Consider the following 15,467-nt stretch of genomic DNA (forward strand, 5'->3'; position numbering starts at 1 on the left):
TATATGACTCGACGCGATTTCGTAAAGCCTGCATTTTCACTACGCAAAAAACGCTCCGTGAAAACACATGCCCTATCGCTTCTGGGGACTACTCGACTCCTGTCTCGCAGCGACTGAAGGCTTCCAGTTAACGCCGGAATTAGGCGGCACGTTCAGCCCTTATCGGAGACATCCCGACCGTTTTGGCATGTATGAGCTAGGGGATCCACTCGCCTCCAAATAGTTAAGGTCGTTAATCCAGACAGAATAGCCGCATAAAATTTTTACTTTGAGGCGACAGCCAGCTTGAAATTTTCCGATAGCCTCATTCTCAGTTAATGTGGTTCCTGATTACCGAATATTCTCAGTTAATGTGGTCCCGAAAAACGGATGTAATCGGTTCCTGTGATTTATAGTATCCGGCCGCTACGCGTATAAGGCTCTAATTTGCGGGCAGGGGATGACCTATGCCGCTTAGTCCGATGGTTCAGCTTCTACTTGTTTAAACAGCGCCTGACAAATGTTTCACCGGTATTTATATCTCGTATTTATATCTTGACAAAGGTGGCGGGCGCAGCACTTAGTCTTTAACTATTTAACTTTTTTTAATTTAAAATAAATATCAAATTTACGAGGCTTTTGGTCATGATGAGACTCTTTATGCTGAGATTGAGTTATTGCACCAATCTATTTCAGAAGATTAACGACCTTGATTAATTTTCAACAGGCGTAACCAGACAGACAAGGGCGAATTCGGGGTCGAAGACGCAGTCGTAAGATATGTTCGAAGTTCGAATCCACCCAGGCCAGTCTGACTTTGAAAGATACCGCCATCAATCTGCTGCGCGGCTTCAGCGGATGCTTCTGCTTAATGAAGCACCCCCCTGTTCGCAGCAGTAATGATTCCGGCATACTGTATGTAATGTACTTCAACAATTGCTAGCGTCCCTTTGCCATCATTTGCCGGTTTGTAGGACCGCCGCCTTGATAATCGACGGCCCATACTTCCTGCTACTCTCAGGTTTATTACTACGCTTCTTTACTGAGCCGTAATCGTCAACGTAAAGCCGTTCGCAAGTTGACCAGCATCGGCACCTGCGTCATCGAGGACGAATAACTTCCAGTCTCCATTTGGCGACGTTCCATTGACTACCGCAAGGTCAGCCGGATAAGGAGCTGCTGGCCCCGGTGCCGGAAAACTGTCGGTAGACCCAAGGGCGTAATCCGTAGGCCGATAGCTACCTGTCGTTATTACCGTGCTTTGGGGTACAGCTACAGCGGCCGCGGCGTCGAAGGTAATAGTGGCATTACTGATATCCGCTCCAGCGCCCGCATCCGACATTAGCATGACCTTCTGTCCTCCTGGACCGACCAGCAAAACATCGAGATCGGCCGGATAAGTATGCGTCAAACCTTTGAGCGTCACGACCATTTTGCTGATGGTACCGGACATACCGCTGACATTGACGATCGCCGGATAGGGTGCGGCAGGCGCATTATCGTTAATGGTGATAGCGCCAGGGGCGGAGAAAGTCTGGGTTCCTGAGCCGCCAGCGGCCGCCACAGTCCAGCCGAAGCTGGTGCTGGCAGTGCCGCCGGAATGCCCATCGCTAACTGTCACCGTGGCGGTGAAGCTTCCGGCAGTGGCGGAGGTGGTGCCGCTGATGAGACCGGTGCCGGGATTGATGCTGAGTCCCGTAGGCAGGCCGCTGGCGCTGTAGCTTAACGTGTCCCCGTCGGCATCAGTCGCCATGATCTGCAGGTTCACGCTCGTACTCACGGCCGTCGTCTGGGCGCCAGGATTGGTGACTGCAGGAGGCGTATTGCCACTGGTTGTGCCCGTCGTAATCGTCAACGTAAAGCCGTTCGCAAGTTGACCAGCATCGGCACCTGCGTCATCGAGGACGAATAACTTCCAGTCTCCATTTGGCGACGTTCCATTGACTACCGCAAGGTCAGCCGGATAAGGAGCTGCTGGCCCCGGTGCCGGAAAACTGTCGGTAGACCCAAGGGCGTAATCCGTAGGCCGATAGCTACCTGTCGTTATTACCGTGCTTTGGGGTACAGCTACAGCGGCCGCGGCGTCGAAGGTAATAGTGGCATTACTGATATCCGCTCCAGCGCCCGCATCCGACATTAGCATGACCTTCTGTCCTCCTGGACCGACCAGCAAAACATCGAGATCGGCCGGATAAGTATGCGTCAAACCTTTGAGCGTCACGACCATTTTGCTGATGGTACCGGACATACCGCTGACATTGACGATCGCCGGATAGGGTGCGGCAGGCGCATTATCGTTAATGGTGATAGCGCCAGGGGCGGAGAAAGTCTGGGTTCCTGAGCCGCCAGCGGCCGCCACAGTCCAGCCGAAGCTGGTGCTGGCAGTGCCGCCGGAATGCCCATCGCTAACTGTCACCGTGGCGGTGAAGCTTCCGGCAGTGGCGGAGGTGGTGCCGCTGATGAGACCGGTGCCGGGATTGATGCTGAGTCCCGTAGGCAGGCCGCTGGCGCTGTAGCTTAACGTGTCCCCGTCGGCATCAGTCGCCATGATCTGCAGGTTCACGCTCGTACTCACGGCCGTCGTCTGGGCGCCAGGATTGGTGACTGCAGGAGGATGATTCACCGGATTTACTGCCGACGTTATTGTGACATCGCGCGGGCGGATGCGAAAGCCTTGCTTATGCGCTGGCATTCGAACGTCATCTTCACCGCGCGGAACATGGTGGAAATTCACTTGATACCATAACACAACATCCGTTACGGCTTCGCCATTGACATATCCAACAAGACCATTGTCGACTAGCTCTTCGGTAGACCTATACTGGGTCAAATAAAAGTCATATTGAGTGAAATCCTCTGGGGCTCGCAGCTGATCCGTGACGTTGGGTTCAATTTCGTAGGAGATACTGCGTCCATCCGCATTGTTCTCGACGGTATTCCGTACGCGCCAAAAGGTTGCGTTAGTGAGATTATTTGTCTCCTTGGTTTCGGTTGTAAGAGGGATAATGGTCATGTTTCGCTGATCGCTACTGGCTGGCAGAGATGGATCTGCGAAATTGATTCGTTCCACGCTGTTATTTGCAGATCCATTGAGGTCGAAATCCATGCGCCAAATGACATTATGGTTATGGTTGACGGCTCGCTGACCGGCTACTGGCCAAGTGGTGCTTGTTGAATTAGCGTTATAGCGTTGCAGGGCGCCACTGGCAATCACGCCTGGCTCTATCGATCCGTCATCAAAGAAGGTGTATTGAAAGACGTAATAGTATTGTCCAACTCCATAGTAGCCGAAGACTGCAAAGCTGTCGCCTTGAGCTGAAACACCGGCACTTACATTTTTGAACAAGTATCCCGCCGGACGATGCACTAAACACAAGGTAGAGTTCGTGAGCAGAGAACCAGCCGGGCATTCTGCCGCAGACAGGACTGCGAGATTTGTTCCGTATGAGATGTCGTGGTAACGCGCGCCATTGTCATCGTAGGGAACAAACAACTGGGCTACGTGCAGGGAGTGCAGGATCTTTCTGCGGATTCCGTTCGGCGGAGTGAAGATGACTTGGTTTAGCCGATAGCCGTACCCGGCTCTAGGCTCCCAACACATTTCCCACTTAGCCTGGTTAGAGAACGTCTGGACAATCTGGTATTCCGGGGTACAGCTGAGCGCCTCAGTGGTGACCGCGCGTACGGTTTGCGATGGCAGCAACGAGAAAGTCGACAGCAGCGCGACAATGCCTAGGACTCTAATATTCACTAACGTTAAGACAGATGGTCTCATTTCAAATTACCTTATCTTGCTCAATTATTAAAAGGAGAGGTGGCGGTCAAATCGCGAGGCGCGAGAATAACTCCTTGCCAATGCGTCTGGACGTCTGACTCATCCTCAGCACGCGGCACCTGGTGCCATGTGGTACCGACCCATATTACCGGATCGCTGAGAGCTTCCGCAGGAGTGATAAACTGGGTTAAATCCGCTCCGCATCCTCCGCCGGTAGGATTGTATGAGGCGAATTGCTCGCATGCCTTATTCTGAGTGACATAAATATCAAAGCCGGTAAAAGCATCGCTGCCACGATGAACTGAGGTATGCTCTGGCACGATTTGAAAGGAAATTTTTTGCCCATTGGACGCGTTGCTGATTACTTTATCCTTCACTACCCAGAAGCGCTTGGCTTCGGGGGAGATGGTAAATTTGCCTTCCGAAGTAATGTCAGTGATTGTTTGATTGATTACATAGCCGGTGTTGTCAGCCGTGTAGTTCAATTGCTGGAACAGATCATTTGTCGGCCCTCCCAGGCTAAAGTCAAGGCGCCAGTAGGCGGTATGAAATCGATTCGTTGCATAGCGCACGGGTGCGCTGATCGGCCAGCCTGTATCGGCTGTGGAATCGCGCGAAGGATCCAACTGCCCACTCACTCCTAGCATAGGATGTATAGTGCCGGCGTCGTCAAAGATCCACTGCTGAATGTAGGTATCCCCACCGGCGGCGCTCACTCCGAATATGATCAGGCTTTCCCCTTGAATTTGCCCGGTGCCGCGCCAGGCATAGCCGCGTGGCACTTTCATCCGGCAAAGTAGCGGATTACCACTGCCATCCGCCAATAATGTACCGCCCGGACAATCAGTAGTGCTAAGTGGTGTTAATGGTAGACCGGCATCACTGACATGGTACTGGTTGCTCATGCCGTTGTCATAAGCTACCAATACCTGAGCCAATGAAGCCTGCTCGAGAATGAGCGTCCTCGGCCCACCCGATGTTGGTGTGAGGGTAATCTGGTTTAGCACCAGTCCTTTTTTAGGGTCAGCCACCCAGCATAACTCCCAGCGTGCCCCATTCGTCATCGAAACATCAATGGAATTAGGTGCACAGGCTGCCCGTGCGGCGCCATTAGCTAGGGTCAAGAGGGTTGTAGCTGCGAATGCCATTACCTTTACGAGGCTGGTTGTTCTCATTGTCGTCTGTCCTGAATAAGTTTAGTGAGTATGCCCGGATGGAGCCTCGCCTCCCGACAGGACTTCTCCAGTCGAGAGATTGACTATAAGGTCGCTCATGTCTATGAATCTTGCATCATCAATGGTAATAAACAATTGCATGCAACGGTCCACAGCACAGACTGCGGCGATGTCTTCAAGAGGAGTATGGGCAGCTGAATCAGGAAAAAATATCCCTCCTTGTGCTTCTAGAAGGCTGATATCATTCAAATTGTGACCGGTAATATTCAGGTAGCTGGTCTGAAGTCTGGAACCCAGTTCTGGATGTTCAAAAACAAGCTGCAAGGCCGCTTTTACTTCAGCACTTGAAAAAAAGGGCTGATTGGTTACTCCCTTTGCCACATGAGTCTCTAGAACGGCGTTACGGTTTGGATCAGTCACGACACGAATAGCCTCATTGGTCGTGTAGTTATAGTAAAAAACGTCGGCTTTGCGCGTCTGGAGATCGTCGTTCTTATCCTCATTATGGCGTTGTGCATAGAGGACTGGAACGTCATCTAATAACTGCCTCAATCTGGGCGGCCTAGGGGTGCCCGCTGCCCTTTCTCTGGCGCTCTTTATCTGCGCCGAGGAATCGGCAACTTGCTTTACGCGAGCGATTTCACTCGGCGCCAAAGGATTTCGGCCGCGCGGGCCCGTTACTTCCACCGTTCGTTGCTCGTCCGCCGGGACACGGGTTCGACTGACCGCTTCAGTAGGCAACAAAAGCAACCACGTCAGTAATGGTAGGCCCAGGCTGGCCAGGGTCCGAAATAGGTATAACCTGAATCTGGAGGGAAAAGCTGTCATGATCTTGAATTTTCTCTATATTAGATTTAGTAGGATAAATTACAACAAGATTGGGAGCCGGATTCGCCGCCCAGTATCTGTGTTAATTACGATTATTATGACCATGTAAAGTATTAACCATGTCAAAATTAAACTTCAGTTTGTTCGTTATAACTGATGCACTAGGAAAATGGTCAGTTCCTGAATAGCGCGATGCTAAATACACTCTGTAAGAGTTATCTATGCCTTGCGTACTTTATAGAATAATTCTATTGGCTTATAGATAGTTTTATGTAATTTTTTCATAGTTATAGCTCCAGAATAATTTCAAAATTAACCAGATATTTATTAAATGAGACCATTTGATGATAGTTAGGACACTCATGAAAACCTTATCATACATCGAATGAATAAATGGGTTATCACAGTCTTATTATTATTAACTTCAGCTTAAATATCCATAGAACCCATCTCAATAAATACTTAAAATTAACTCAATTTCTGGCGTTGAAATCCTTGGGACTGCATTGAGCATGGCAAACTTATAGGGTAAAGCAGCTAAAACGAGAGAGGGAAATGCTTTAAAACTCGTAATATTTATCGCTTTACTTGATGTTAATCGGTTAAATACTCTAGCTTATTTGCTTCGTTGCCTGGGATGAGGCTTTAGAAAAAATCCGCATGCAATTTAAATATAGTGAAAATACTCCTCAACAACAGATAACCTGCTTTGCTAAACAGCAGTGTTATAAAATTAATTTTTTTCGTGATTAATCCTTGATAATCGGCATAAAAACTTTTTGATATCTTATTGAAGAGTAAATAACTTACCAATAAAATTTTAAGATTTATATTGTCCATTATTATTATTGAAATATGCCTGAGATACGCATCTATTTATTTTTCAGGTTTTGCCCTTATTGCAGCATGACTAAATGCCGGCTTTATAAAAGGGGCGTCCTTTATACTAAGGTTAATGGCGATGCAATAGCTCATTTGAATTATATTAACTATTTTATGGATGGGCCGGGGCCGCCTCGTTAAAAAGCAATCAGATTTAATTGTGTAGCACCCGCAAAAAAAGATGCATTGACAATAGGACGGAAAAATCGGGATGTTAATAGGCTTGGATAGTTGATGTCCCTTCTATTAATTGAAAAAGTTACAATCTCTTACCTGAAATTCTACTAATCACGTTGCGTGCGGTGATTTGTAGCCTCGAAAATCGGGATGACATCGCGACATTGGATAAGTTGAAGCCGGCTTTTTACGCCAATATCTGCCGTATGAGTATGGAAATGGCTTAATTAGTCAGGGAGACCGGTTCTGCGCGCGATCTCCACTATCCTGAACCCTGAAGCAGTTAAGAGAAAAATTAGGCATTTTCATCAAAAAGTTTTTTCTCTCCTGTTTGGGGTAGTAATGGTTTTAGGGGAGGAAGCCCGTCCTGAGCGCTCATATGTCCAGCTTTTAACCCGGCATCTTCAAGCTGTCCTTTTAAATAATCCAGGTTGTCATTAATAAGATCAGCCGTTTGAGGATTCTGGCTGCGAAAACTGGTATTGATAACGCCATTCCGGTATGCAACAAGGCAATGAATCATGCCCACCCCCGGTGGGCTAACAGTGATATTGACTGACCAGTTGCCGCTGCCTGCCTGCCGATCCTTTTCCTTCTCCCCTTCTATTTCAATATCGACTGCGTCTGCTGTGTCTCTAGCCATAAAAGGCAGTTCAAGGTGCCATAGCTGTTTGGAATTATCCTCTTTCGGTAAAGATAGCAATTGATCCAGTATAATTCTGGCCACAGTATTTTCGGCTTTCTGCTGCAGATTCTTAAGCAGGTTCAGATCGGCGTCGTGCAGTTTTTGGGCATTTTGTATGATGACTTCCTGCTTTAAGGCATGAATAAATTTGAGTAGATTGGCTTTAAAGTCCTGTGCGACATTTAATTCGGAGTTTCCGGCCATTGATTTCAGCCTGGCTTCAAGAAAAACGCCGGAATTGTTAATGGAGTACTTAACGCCCTGGCTAGTGCTCAATCGTTCCTGGACCGGCAGATTCTGCAGAATTTCCAGGGCGATACGCTTTAAGGCTTGCGCAACGTTTTCATTTTTTATCAGTTGCGGCAATTCTTTTATGAGTTGATTTAAAAGGACAGGCGAGGATTCCTGCCGGGGCAGGAACAACTTTACCAGCTCGGTTATTTTTTCGGGGGTAATAGTGCCGACTGACGGAATAATCCTGAATTCAGGCATCGCTCCGGTTTTAGTGATTTCTACTGTCAGATATTGACCGATTTTAAATTCCGGAGATTTTTTTAATAAATCAGGCAAGGGATCAGTTAAAGTTGATTTATTTATTGTAATGGTTTTAATAAATTGCAGCTGGGATCGTTCGATATTCAAGATAACGGCTTGTCTAGTGATTGCATCTACCGGCTGTCCATGACTTGGCTGGACAAGGTTATCAGTAAAAACTTGCAGCTGTATTTTATTGCCTTCAAACCCGACAATTTTTACTTCCAATTGTTGTTTTAAAGAAAGTGACGATTCGAAACTTTTAAGGACATCCTGCTTTTCGGTAATAGGCGGAGTCAATATGAAGCGCAAGCCGGTTGTTTGAAGTTGCTTTTCCGAGGAAGATAATGGCTGGGGTTTCAGTTCAGGCAAAGCATTGAGAATTTTAAACTCAATCGCAGGGGCAATTTTGGTGACCTGAAGCACCAGGTTTTGCCCGGGATCAAGCCTGATCCCATGATTGCTTTGTGCCTTTATGATGTTATCGGCAAGTTTTAAAAGGAAGGTGTTTTTTTCTGCCGATGCCATTGTGCTTATCACTTTGACGTCAACCTTCTGCCCTGTTTTCAGGTTTAAATAATTTTTCGCAAGCGGGTTAAAGGCTAACTGGCTTTGGGCATTTACTGGCGGCTTGATATCCACGTTGATGTACTCTAAGCCAAGGGGCAGTCTATTCTTGATTTCATTTTTTGGGTATTACCGTATTTATAGTACATGTGCATGGCATGGCTAATATTCGAGGCAGTTCAGAAACTTTTTTAAGCATTTTTTTTATAGGCATGCAAAAACGCTAATAATATTCAGCAGAGATGTAATTCTGCTAATGAGTTGTTTTGGGGACCACTGAATTGTTTTAAATAGGGCAGGCTCTTAAAGATTAGTTTAAAATTCAGCTTTGAGTTAAATACTGACCCTTACTTTATTTCTATGTCGAGCAATGAAACACCGCCTTCCGAGGTTTTAACCGTACTATCGACAATCCGGGATTATATCCGTTGGGGCGCGAGCCGGTTTACCGAAGCCGGGGTTTGTTTTGGACACGGCACAGCTACAGCCCTGGATGAAGCGGCGGCATTGGTACTGCATACCGTTCATCAGCCTTATAATCTCGCTGAACCTTATCTGGAAGCCGTATTAACATTGAAAGAGCGCCAGGCAGTTATTGATATCATCGCCAGACGTATCAGCGAAAGAAAGCCGGCGGCTTATTTAACCCATGAAGCCATTTTTGCAGGCTTGTCATTTTATGTTGATGAACGGGTGCTGGTTCCAAGATCTCCTATTGCTGAACTTATCGAACAGCGCTTTGCTCCGTGGGTCGAAGCCGATCAGGTCAGTCTCATTCTGGATTTGTGCACCGGCAGCGCCTGCATAGCCATAGCTTGCGCCCATGCCTTCCCGGATGCTCAGGTTGATGCGGTAGACTCATCAGCCGATGCACTTGCCGTCGCGGCATTAAATGTGGCAAATCATCAACTTTCCGAGTCGGTGGAGCTTTACCGGTCGGATCTTTTTAATGAGCTGCCGGATGCCCGCTACGATGTCATTGTCAGTAATCCGCCTTATGTAGCCCTGGCAGAATGGGAGCAATTGCCCAAAGAGTTTCGGGCCGAGCCGGATATAGGTTTTAAAGGCGGGCATTCAGGTCTCGATATTGTGTTACGCATTCTGGCCGATGCCGATGATTATTTGACGGAGCAAGGGGTTTTGATTGTGGAAGTCGGCAGCAGCGCCGAAACATTGCAGGATACTTTTCCTGAAGTGCCTTTCTACTGGCTGGATTTTAAGCGCGGCGGCGATGGGGTATTTTTGCTGACGGCTGACCAGGTCAATCAATATCACGAATTATTTTTGGCATCGTTAACCTAGATTATGTCCGGAAACACTCTGGGAAAATTATTTACAGTCACTTCGTTTGGTGAAAGTCATGGGCCTGCCATAGGCTGCATCGTTGACGGCTGCCCGCCGGGAATGACATTAACGGAAGCCGATTTACAGCTTGATCTGGATCGCAGGAAACCCGGTACCTCCAGGCATACAACTCAACGCCGTGAAGCCGATGAAGTAAGAATTCTTTCCGGCGTGTTTGAAGGCAAAACGACGGGGACGCCTATTGGTCTTTTAATTGAAAATACTGATCAACGGTCAAAGGATTATTCCAAAATCGCTGATTCATTCAGACCGGGACATGCCGATTATACCTATCAGCATAAGTATGGCTTCAGGGATTACCGCGGCGGCGGGCGTTCTTCCGCTCGTGAAACGGCCATGCGCGTGGCCGCCGGCGGCATTGCCAAAAAATATCTCAAGGAGCAGGCCGGCATAGAGATTCGCGGCTACCTGTCGCAACTGGGTCCTATAAAAATTGAAAAACTGGATTGGGCTGTCATTGATGACAACCCTTTTTTCTGTCCCGATGCTGATAAAGTCGCCGAAATGGAAGCCTACATGGACGCTTTACGCAAGGAAGGCGAGTCCATCGGGGCGCGGATTGAGGTCGTAGCCACCAATGTCCAGCCGGGGTTAGGCGAACCGGTGTTTGATCGGCTCGATGCGGAGCTCGCCTATGCCTTGATGAGTATTAATGCGGTAAAAGGCGTGGAAATTGGCGACGGATTTGCCTGCATAAACACCAAAGGCACGCAATTCCGCGATGAAATTACACCGGAAGGTTTTTTGAGCAATCATGCCGGCGGGATTTTGGGAGGTATTTCCAGCGGCCAGGATATTACCGCCAGTATTGCCTTAAAACCCACTTCCAGTTTGCGTCTGCCCGCCAAGAGCATTGATCTACAGGGCAACGCGATTGAGGTTGCTACCCTGGGCCGTCATGACCCTTGCGTAGGTATCCGCGCAACGCCGATTGCTGAAGCCATGATGGCGCTCGTACTTATGGACCATTTTTTACGTCATCGTGCGCAAAACAGTGATGTCAAGTCAGGCTTGCCGATCTTAAGATAGTGATTAATCTTTAGATGACTGTTCCTTACTGGCGGCTGTCGGGTTTTTATTTCTTTTTCTTTGCTGCATTAGGCGCTCATTTACCCTACTGGAGCCTGTATCTGAAAGATAGCGGTTTTAACCCGGTTGAAATCGGCAAGCTTTCAGCATTGCTGGTCGGCACCAAAATTATTGCCCCCAACTTATGGGGCTGGATTGCTGATCATACCTGCAAAAGCTTGCGAATAATCCGCATAGCCTCGTTTTTTGCCGCGTTAATATTTGCCGGCTTTTTATTTATCCACAGTTATTTCTGGTATGCCTGGATAACGGTGGGTTTCAGTTTTTTCTGGAATGCTGTGTTGCCGCAATTTGAAGCCGCCACGTTGTTCCATTTAAAAAGTGAATCTCACCGTTACAGCCAGATAAGATTATGGGGCTCTTTCGGCTTTATTGTTGCAGTATTGACTATAGGCTGGCTGTTGGACAGTCAGCCAATTACGATACTGCCGCTGGTAATTACGGCTTTATTGATTTTGACCTGGTGCGTAACTTTAATAACTCCGCAGGCGCATGCTGCCACCGATAGTTCAGCTCCGGCCAGTCTTCTGCAGATACTGAAAAAACCGGAAGTTTTAGCTTTTCTGGCTGTGTATATGTTATTACAGGCGGCTCATGCACCCTATTACGTCTTTTATTCCATCTATCTGAATCACCATCATTACAACGGGACATTAACAGGTATTCTCTGGGCTCTTGGCGTTTTCGCGGAGATTTTTTTATTTATTTATATGCGCCGCTTGTTAACCCGCTTTTCTTTGAGAAAAATTTTACTTTTCAGTATCTTGTTATCCATCATTCGCTGGTTGCTGATTGCCTGGTATGCTGATTATCCGGGCTTGTTAATTATTGCCCAATTATTACATGCCGCTACGTTTGGTTCGGCCCATGTCGCTGCTATCCATCTGGTTCATATTTATTTCGGCCATCAGCATCAGGGTAAAGGTCAGGCGCTATACAGCAGCGCGGGCATGGGGCTGGGCGGAATGCTGGGTAGTCTTTTTGGCGGCTACTATTGGGAGGCGTTAAGCCCTGAGCTGGTTTATACAATGGCCGCTGCAACATGCGGTATTGCCTTTATCATCGCTTATACGTGGGTCGGCCGGGAAATTACTCAAAATAAAGCGGCATTAAGCTAAAATAAGACGAGTATCTGTAGAGGCGGATTCTTCCGCCATGGCGATTAAAGCCGGCTACAGTCTTGACTCCTTGATTGACTATTCAGGAAATAATGTGTTTGAAATAATAAAAAGCGGCGGCTGGCTGATGCTGCCCATCATTATCTGCTCGATTGCAGCCATGGGCATTATCGGCGAACGTTTTTGGTCTTTACAAAAAAGCAAGATTTTACCGCCGGAACTGGTCTCGCAGGTATGGAAATTATCCCGTGAAAAAAAGCTTGATGATGTCATGCTGCGCCGCTTGAAAACCAGTTCCCCTCTGGGTTGTATTTTGGCGGCCGGCCTTGCCAATAGCCATCACGGCCGGGATATCATGAAAGAATGTATTGAAGAAGCAGGCCGGCAGGTGGCTCATAACCTGGAACGCTTTCTTAATACCCTGGGCACTATCGCAACCATTACCCCATTGCTCGGTTTATTGGGCACAGTATTCGGCATGATTGACATCTTTTCCTCTCTTATGCAGCACGGCTCCGGCGATCCGTCGGTTTTGGCGGGCGGTATTTCAGTAGCATTGATAACTACGGCAGCAGGCCTCACCGTAGGTATTCCCAGTTTGATTTTTCATCGTTATTTTGAAAGACTGGTCGATGATTATGTGGTGGAGATGGAAGCGGAATCTCTAAAACTGATAGATATGCTGCACGGCGATCGCGAGTAAAACTATGAATTTTCGACGTAAAAAAAGGGAAAAACTGGATATTACCCTGATATCCATGATTGATGTTCTGTTTGTGCTGTTGCTTTTTTTCATGGTTTCCACCACCTTTAACCGGAATACCGAAGTCAATATCAAGCTGCCTGAGGCGGCTGGCGCGGACGCCGAAGAGCATCCCAAAATGGTTACGCTGACTATTGATGCAGATGGCAGTTATTATTTGCAAGGCGATGATGGTTTGCCTCATGAATTGGTCAATCAGAACATAAATACCTTAAAACAGGAACTGCATAAGCTCGCAGAACATTCAGGCCAGCTTCCTTTCATTATCAATGCCGACGGCAAGACTCCCCATCAGTCTGTAATTTCTGCCTTGGAAGCGGCCGGTGATGCCGGCTTCAGCCATATCACTTTTGCAGCCCAACATTCAAAGACGGGGAAATGAAAACAAGGCTGGCCCGATGGCTGGTAAATAGTTGGTATAAAGACTCGGTTATCGGCAGGCTGCTTATACCGCTGGGCGTAGTATTTAGTATCGCTGTCAGATTGCGACAGTTTTTATATAGCCTCGGCGTACTTAAAAAACACACAGTGCCTGTTCCGGTTATCGTGATAGGGAATATTACTGTAGGCGGCACAGGTAAAACCCCGTTAATTATCTGGCTAGCCCGGCTTCTTGAAAAGACAGGCTATCGGCCCGGCATTATCAGCAGAGGCTATGGCGGGCGGTCTGAAGTATGGCCGCAATGGGTAACTGCAAACAGCGATGTCAAACGGGTCGGGGATGAAGCTTTGTTGATAGCCGAACAAACGGGTTGTCCTATGGTTGTCAGCCCAATGCGTGTAGATGCCACAAGAATGTTGCAGCGGCATACAGATTGTAATGTCCTATTATCCGATGACGGCCTACAGCATTATGCCTTGCATAGAGATATTGAAATTGCCGTGATTGATGGTGAAAAGCGCTTTGGCAATGGTCGCTGTTTACCCGCCGGGCCTTTGCGTGAACCTATAAACCGATTACAGTCTGTTGATTTTATTGTCGTTAATGGAAAAAAACTGGAAGAGAATGAATTTTCCATGACTATTACCGGCGATAGCGCCATTAACCTGGTTACCGGGGAGCAAAAACCCTGGCAACAATTTATTGGTATAAAATGCCATGCACTGGCTGGCATAGGCCATCCTGACCGCTTTTTTAAGATGCTGAAAACAGCCGGCCTGTCATGCACAAATCATAGCTTTCCGGATCATCATCCATTTCAAAGTCATGATATAGAATTTAATGATGATAAGCCCGTCTTAATGACCGAAAAAGATGCCGTAAAATGTTCGGCATTTGCAGGCAATCGACATTGGTATATTCCGGTAAAAGCGGTGCCTGAACCGGGTTTTTCAGAACAATTATTAGCCTTATTAAGAGAAAAATATGATCGATAAAAATTTACTCAATATTCTGGCGTGTCCCTTGTGCAAGAGTCCGTTAATCTATGATAAAGCCAAGCAGGAACTCATCTGCAGAGCGGATCGCCTGGCTTTTGCCATCCGCGACGATATTCCCGTCATGCTTGAAGATGAAGCCCGAAAATTAAGCAATGATGAAGTCGACGCCTTATACAAATGAGCTTACGTTTTAAAGTCATCATTCCGGCAAGATATGCATCTACCAGACTGCCCGGCAAGCCATTACTGAGCATTGCAGGCAAACCCATGATTGCCCATGTCTGTGAACGGGCCCAGGAAGCTGATGCCGAGGAAATAATTGTCGCCACGGATGATGACAGGATTTTTCAGACAGTCAGCGGTTTGGGCGTTAAAGCAGTAATGACCGGGGCGGATCATCAAAGCGGTACGGAAAGAATTGCCGAAGTCGCTCGGCAGTGCGGCTGGGCGGATACTGAAATTGTCGTTAACCTGCAGGGCGATGAACCGCTCATTCCGCCGGCAACAATTCGCGAAGTCGCTTCCGCACTGGCGGGGCAGAAACAGGCAGGCATAGCCACCTTGGCTGCCGAAATCACGGATTCAGGTGAAGTTTTTAATCCCAATGCAGTAAAAGTCGTATTGAATAAAGCCGGTTTTGCGCTTTATTTTAGCCGCGCTCCCATTCCCTGGGATAGAGATGCATTTAGCCAGGAAGGCGGCAAGCCATCCGGAAAAATGCCCTATCTGAGGCACATCGGCATGTATGCCTATAGAGTGGAGTTTTTAAACCGTTACTGTTCATGGGAGCCTTCACCGCTTGAATCGATTGAATCTTTGGAACAGTTGAGGATATTGTGGCACGGCGAAGCGGTTCTGGTGAAAATCGTGGATAAATCTCCTCCAGCCGGTGTAGATACCCGCGAAGATTTAAGGCGGGTAGAGCGGTTATTATGCGTACGTCATTGACTATTCTCATCCAGGCAGTTTTATTTTCCTGAAGAGGGTAATCCCTGTTTTCACAGTTTTTGATGCGGCAAGCTCTCATGTCTTAAAATGCCGGTTTTCCGAAAACCTCGGCATTAGAAACTACCTTAGCTCTGTCCATATTTAAAAATCGACTATTTTCCCAAAAAACTCTTATTTAATTAGCTACAGTAGAACTCCATTA

12 protein-coding genes are annotated in these 15,467 nt (G+C 47.5%); 8 read left to right on the forward strand and 4 right to left on the reverse strand.

Translation table 11 applies throughout. The features are described from left to right. Nucleotides 1-1,018: 1,018 nt before the first annotated feature. The 4 genes from HUX64_RS11930 to fliK all read right to left on the reverse strand — a co-directional run bounded on the left by HUX64_RS11930 (nt 1,019) and on the right by fliK (nt 8,563). Nucleotides 1,019-3,730, reverse strand: a complete 2,712-nt coding sequence (locus tag HUX64_RS11930) for a putative Ig domain-containing protein (protein WP_217426514.1) — start codon at nt 3,728-3,730, stop codon at nt 1,019-1,021. A gap of 44 nt (nt 3,731-3,774) precedes the next feature. Further along, nucleotides 3,775-4,902 carry a copper amine oxidase gene (locus tag HUX64_RS11935; protein ID WP_174626457.1) on the reverse strand — a complete coding sequence of 376 codons (1,128 nt, stop codon included), beginning with the start codon at nt 4,900-4,902 and terminating at the stop codon, nt 3,775-3,777. A 48-nt stretch (nt 4,903-4,950) separates the two neighbouring features. After that, complete coding sequence (locus tag HUX64_RS11940) at nt 4,951-5,673, reverse strand: hypothetical protein (protein WP_217426515.1); 723 nt, start codon at nt 5,671-5,673, stop codon at nt 4,951-4,953. Between the two features lie 1,438 nt (nt 5,674-7,111). Further along, entirely contained in the window at nt 7,112-8,563 is a 1,452-nt protein-coding gene (gene fliK / locus HUX64_RS11945; RefSeq protein WP_174626459.1) for a flagellar hook-length control protein FliK, read from the reverse strand. 399 nt (nt 8,564-8,962) lie between these two features. On the opposite strand from fliK, the gene prmB reads away from it, so the two are divergent. From prmB to kdsB, 8 genes are all read left to right on the forward strand, one after another. Beyond that, a complete protein-coding gene (gene prmB / locus HUX64_RS11950; protein WP_174626460.1) occupies nt 8,963-9,904 on the forward strand; it encodes a 50S ribosomal protein L3 N(5)-glutamine methyltransferase in 942 nt (313 codons plus the stop codon). 3 nt (nt 9,905-9,907) lie between these two features. After that, nucleotides 9,908-10,996: a chorismate synthase gene (aroC, locus tag HUX64_RS11955; protein ID WP_174626461.1), complete on the forward strand. Its 1,089-nt coding sequence runs from the start codon at nt 9,908-9,910 to the stop codon at nt 10,994-10,996. A gap of 14 nt (nt 10,997-11,010) precedes the next feature. After that, nucleotides 11,011-12,174, forward strand: a complete 1,164-nt coding sequence (locus tag HUX64_RS11960) for an MFS transporter (RefSeq protein WP_174626462.1) — start codon at nt 11,011-11,013, stop codon at nt 12,172-12,174. A 94-nt stretch (nt 12,175-12,268) separates the two neighbouring features. Next, nucleotides 12,269-12,877 carry a MotA/TolQ/ExbB proton channel family protein gene (locus tag HUX64_RS11965; protein ID WP_174626480.1) on the forward strand — a complete coding sequence of 203 codons (609 nt, stop codon included), beginning with the start codon at nt 12,269-12,271 and terminating at the stop codon, nt 12,875-12,877. A gap of 4 nt (nt 12,878-12,881) precedes the next feature. Further along, a complete protein-coding gene (locus HUX64_RS11970) occupies nt 12,882-13,319 on the forward strand; it encodes an ExbD/TolR family protein (RefSeq protein WP_174626463.1) in 438 nt (145 codons plus the stop codon). Then, nucleotides 13,316-14,314 carry a tetraacyldisaccharide 4'-kinase gene (lpxK, locus tag HUX64_RS11975; RefSeq protein WP_174626464.1) on the forward strand — a complete coding sequence of 333 codons (999 nt, stop codon included), beginning with the start codon at nt 13,316-13,318 and terminating at the stop codon, nt 14,312-14,314. Before HUX64_RS11970 ends, lpxK begins: the two co-directional genes overlap by 4 nt. Further along, entirely contained in the window at nt 14,304-14,498 is a 195-nt protein-coding gene (locus HUX64_RS11980) for a Trm112 family protein (protein ID WP_425484259.1), read from the forward strand. Before lpxK ends, HUX64_RS11980 begins: the two co-directional genes overlap by 11 nt. After that, nucleotides 14,495-15,265: a 3-deoxy-manno-octulosonate cytidylyltransferase gene (gene kdsB, locus HUX64_RS11985; protein WP_174626465.1), complete on the forward strand. Its 771-nt coding sequence runs from the start codon at nt 14,495-14,497 to the stop codon at nt 15,263-15,265. Before HUX64_RS11980 ends, kdsB begins: the two co-directional genes overlap by 4 nt. Nucleotides 15,266-15,467: the final 202 nt, after the last annotated feature.

It is taken from the genome of Candidatus Methylobacter favarea (assembly GCF_902806695.1).
Lineage (GTDB): Bacteria > Pseudomonadota > Gammaproteobacteria > Methylococcales > Methylomonadaceae > Methylobacter_B > Methylobacter_B favarea.

Bases quoted from the DNA above. Each gene is read 5' to 3' on its own strand.
- HUX64_RS11935 (WP_174626457.1), bottom strand. From the start codon at position 4,902: ATGGCATTCGCAGCTACAACCCTCTTGACCCTAGCTAATGGCGCCGCA.
- fliK (WP_174626459.1), bottom strand. From the start codon at position 8,563: ATGGCATCGGCAGAAAAAAACACCTTCCTTTTAAAACTTGCCGATAAC.
- prmB (WP_174626460.1), top strand. From the start codon at position 8,963: ATGTCGAGCAATGAAACACCGCCTTCCGAGGTTTTAACCGTACTATCG.
- aroC (WP_174626461.1), top strand. From the start codon at position 9,908: ATGTCCGGAAACACTCTGGGAAAATTATTTACAGTCACTTCGTTTGGT.
- HUX64_RS11960 (WP_174626462.1), top strand. From the start codon at position 11,011: ATGACTGTTCCTTACTGGCGGCTGTCGGGTTTTTATTTCTTTTTCTTT.
- HUX64_RS11970 (WP_174626463.1), top strand. From the start codon at position 12,882: ATGAATTTTCGACGTAAAAAAAGGGAAAAACTGGATATTACCCTGATA.
- lpxK (WP_174626464.1), top strand. From the start codon at position 13,316: ATGAAAACAAGGCTGGCCCGATGGCTGGTAAATAGTTGGTATAAAGAC.
- HUX64_RS11980 (WP_425484259.1), top strand. From the start codon at position 14,304: ATGATCGATAAAAATTTACTCAATATTCTGGCGTGTCCCTTGTGCAAG.
- kdsB (WP_174626465.1), top strand. From the start codon at position 14,495: ATGAGCTTACGTTTTAAAGTCATCATTCCGGCAAGATATGCATCTACC.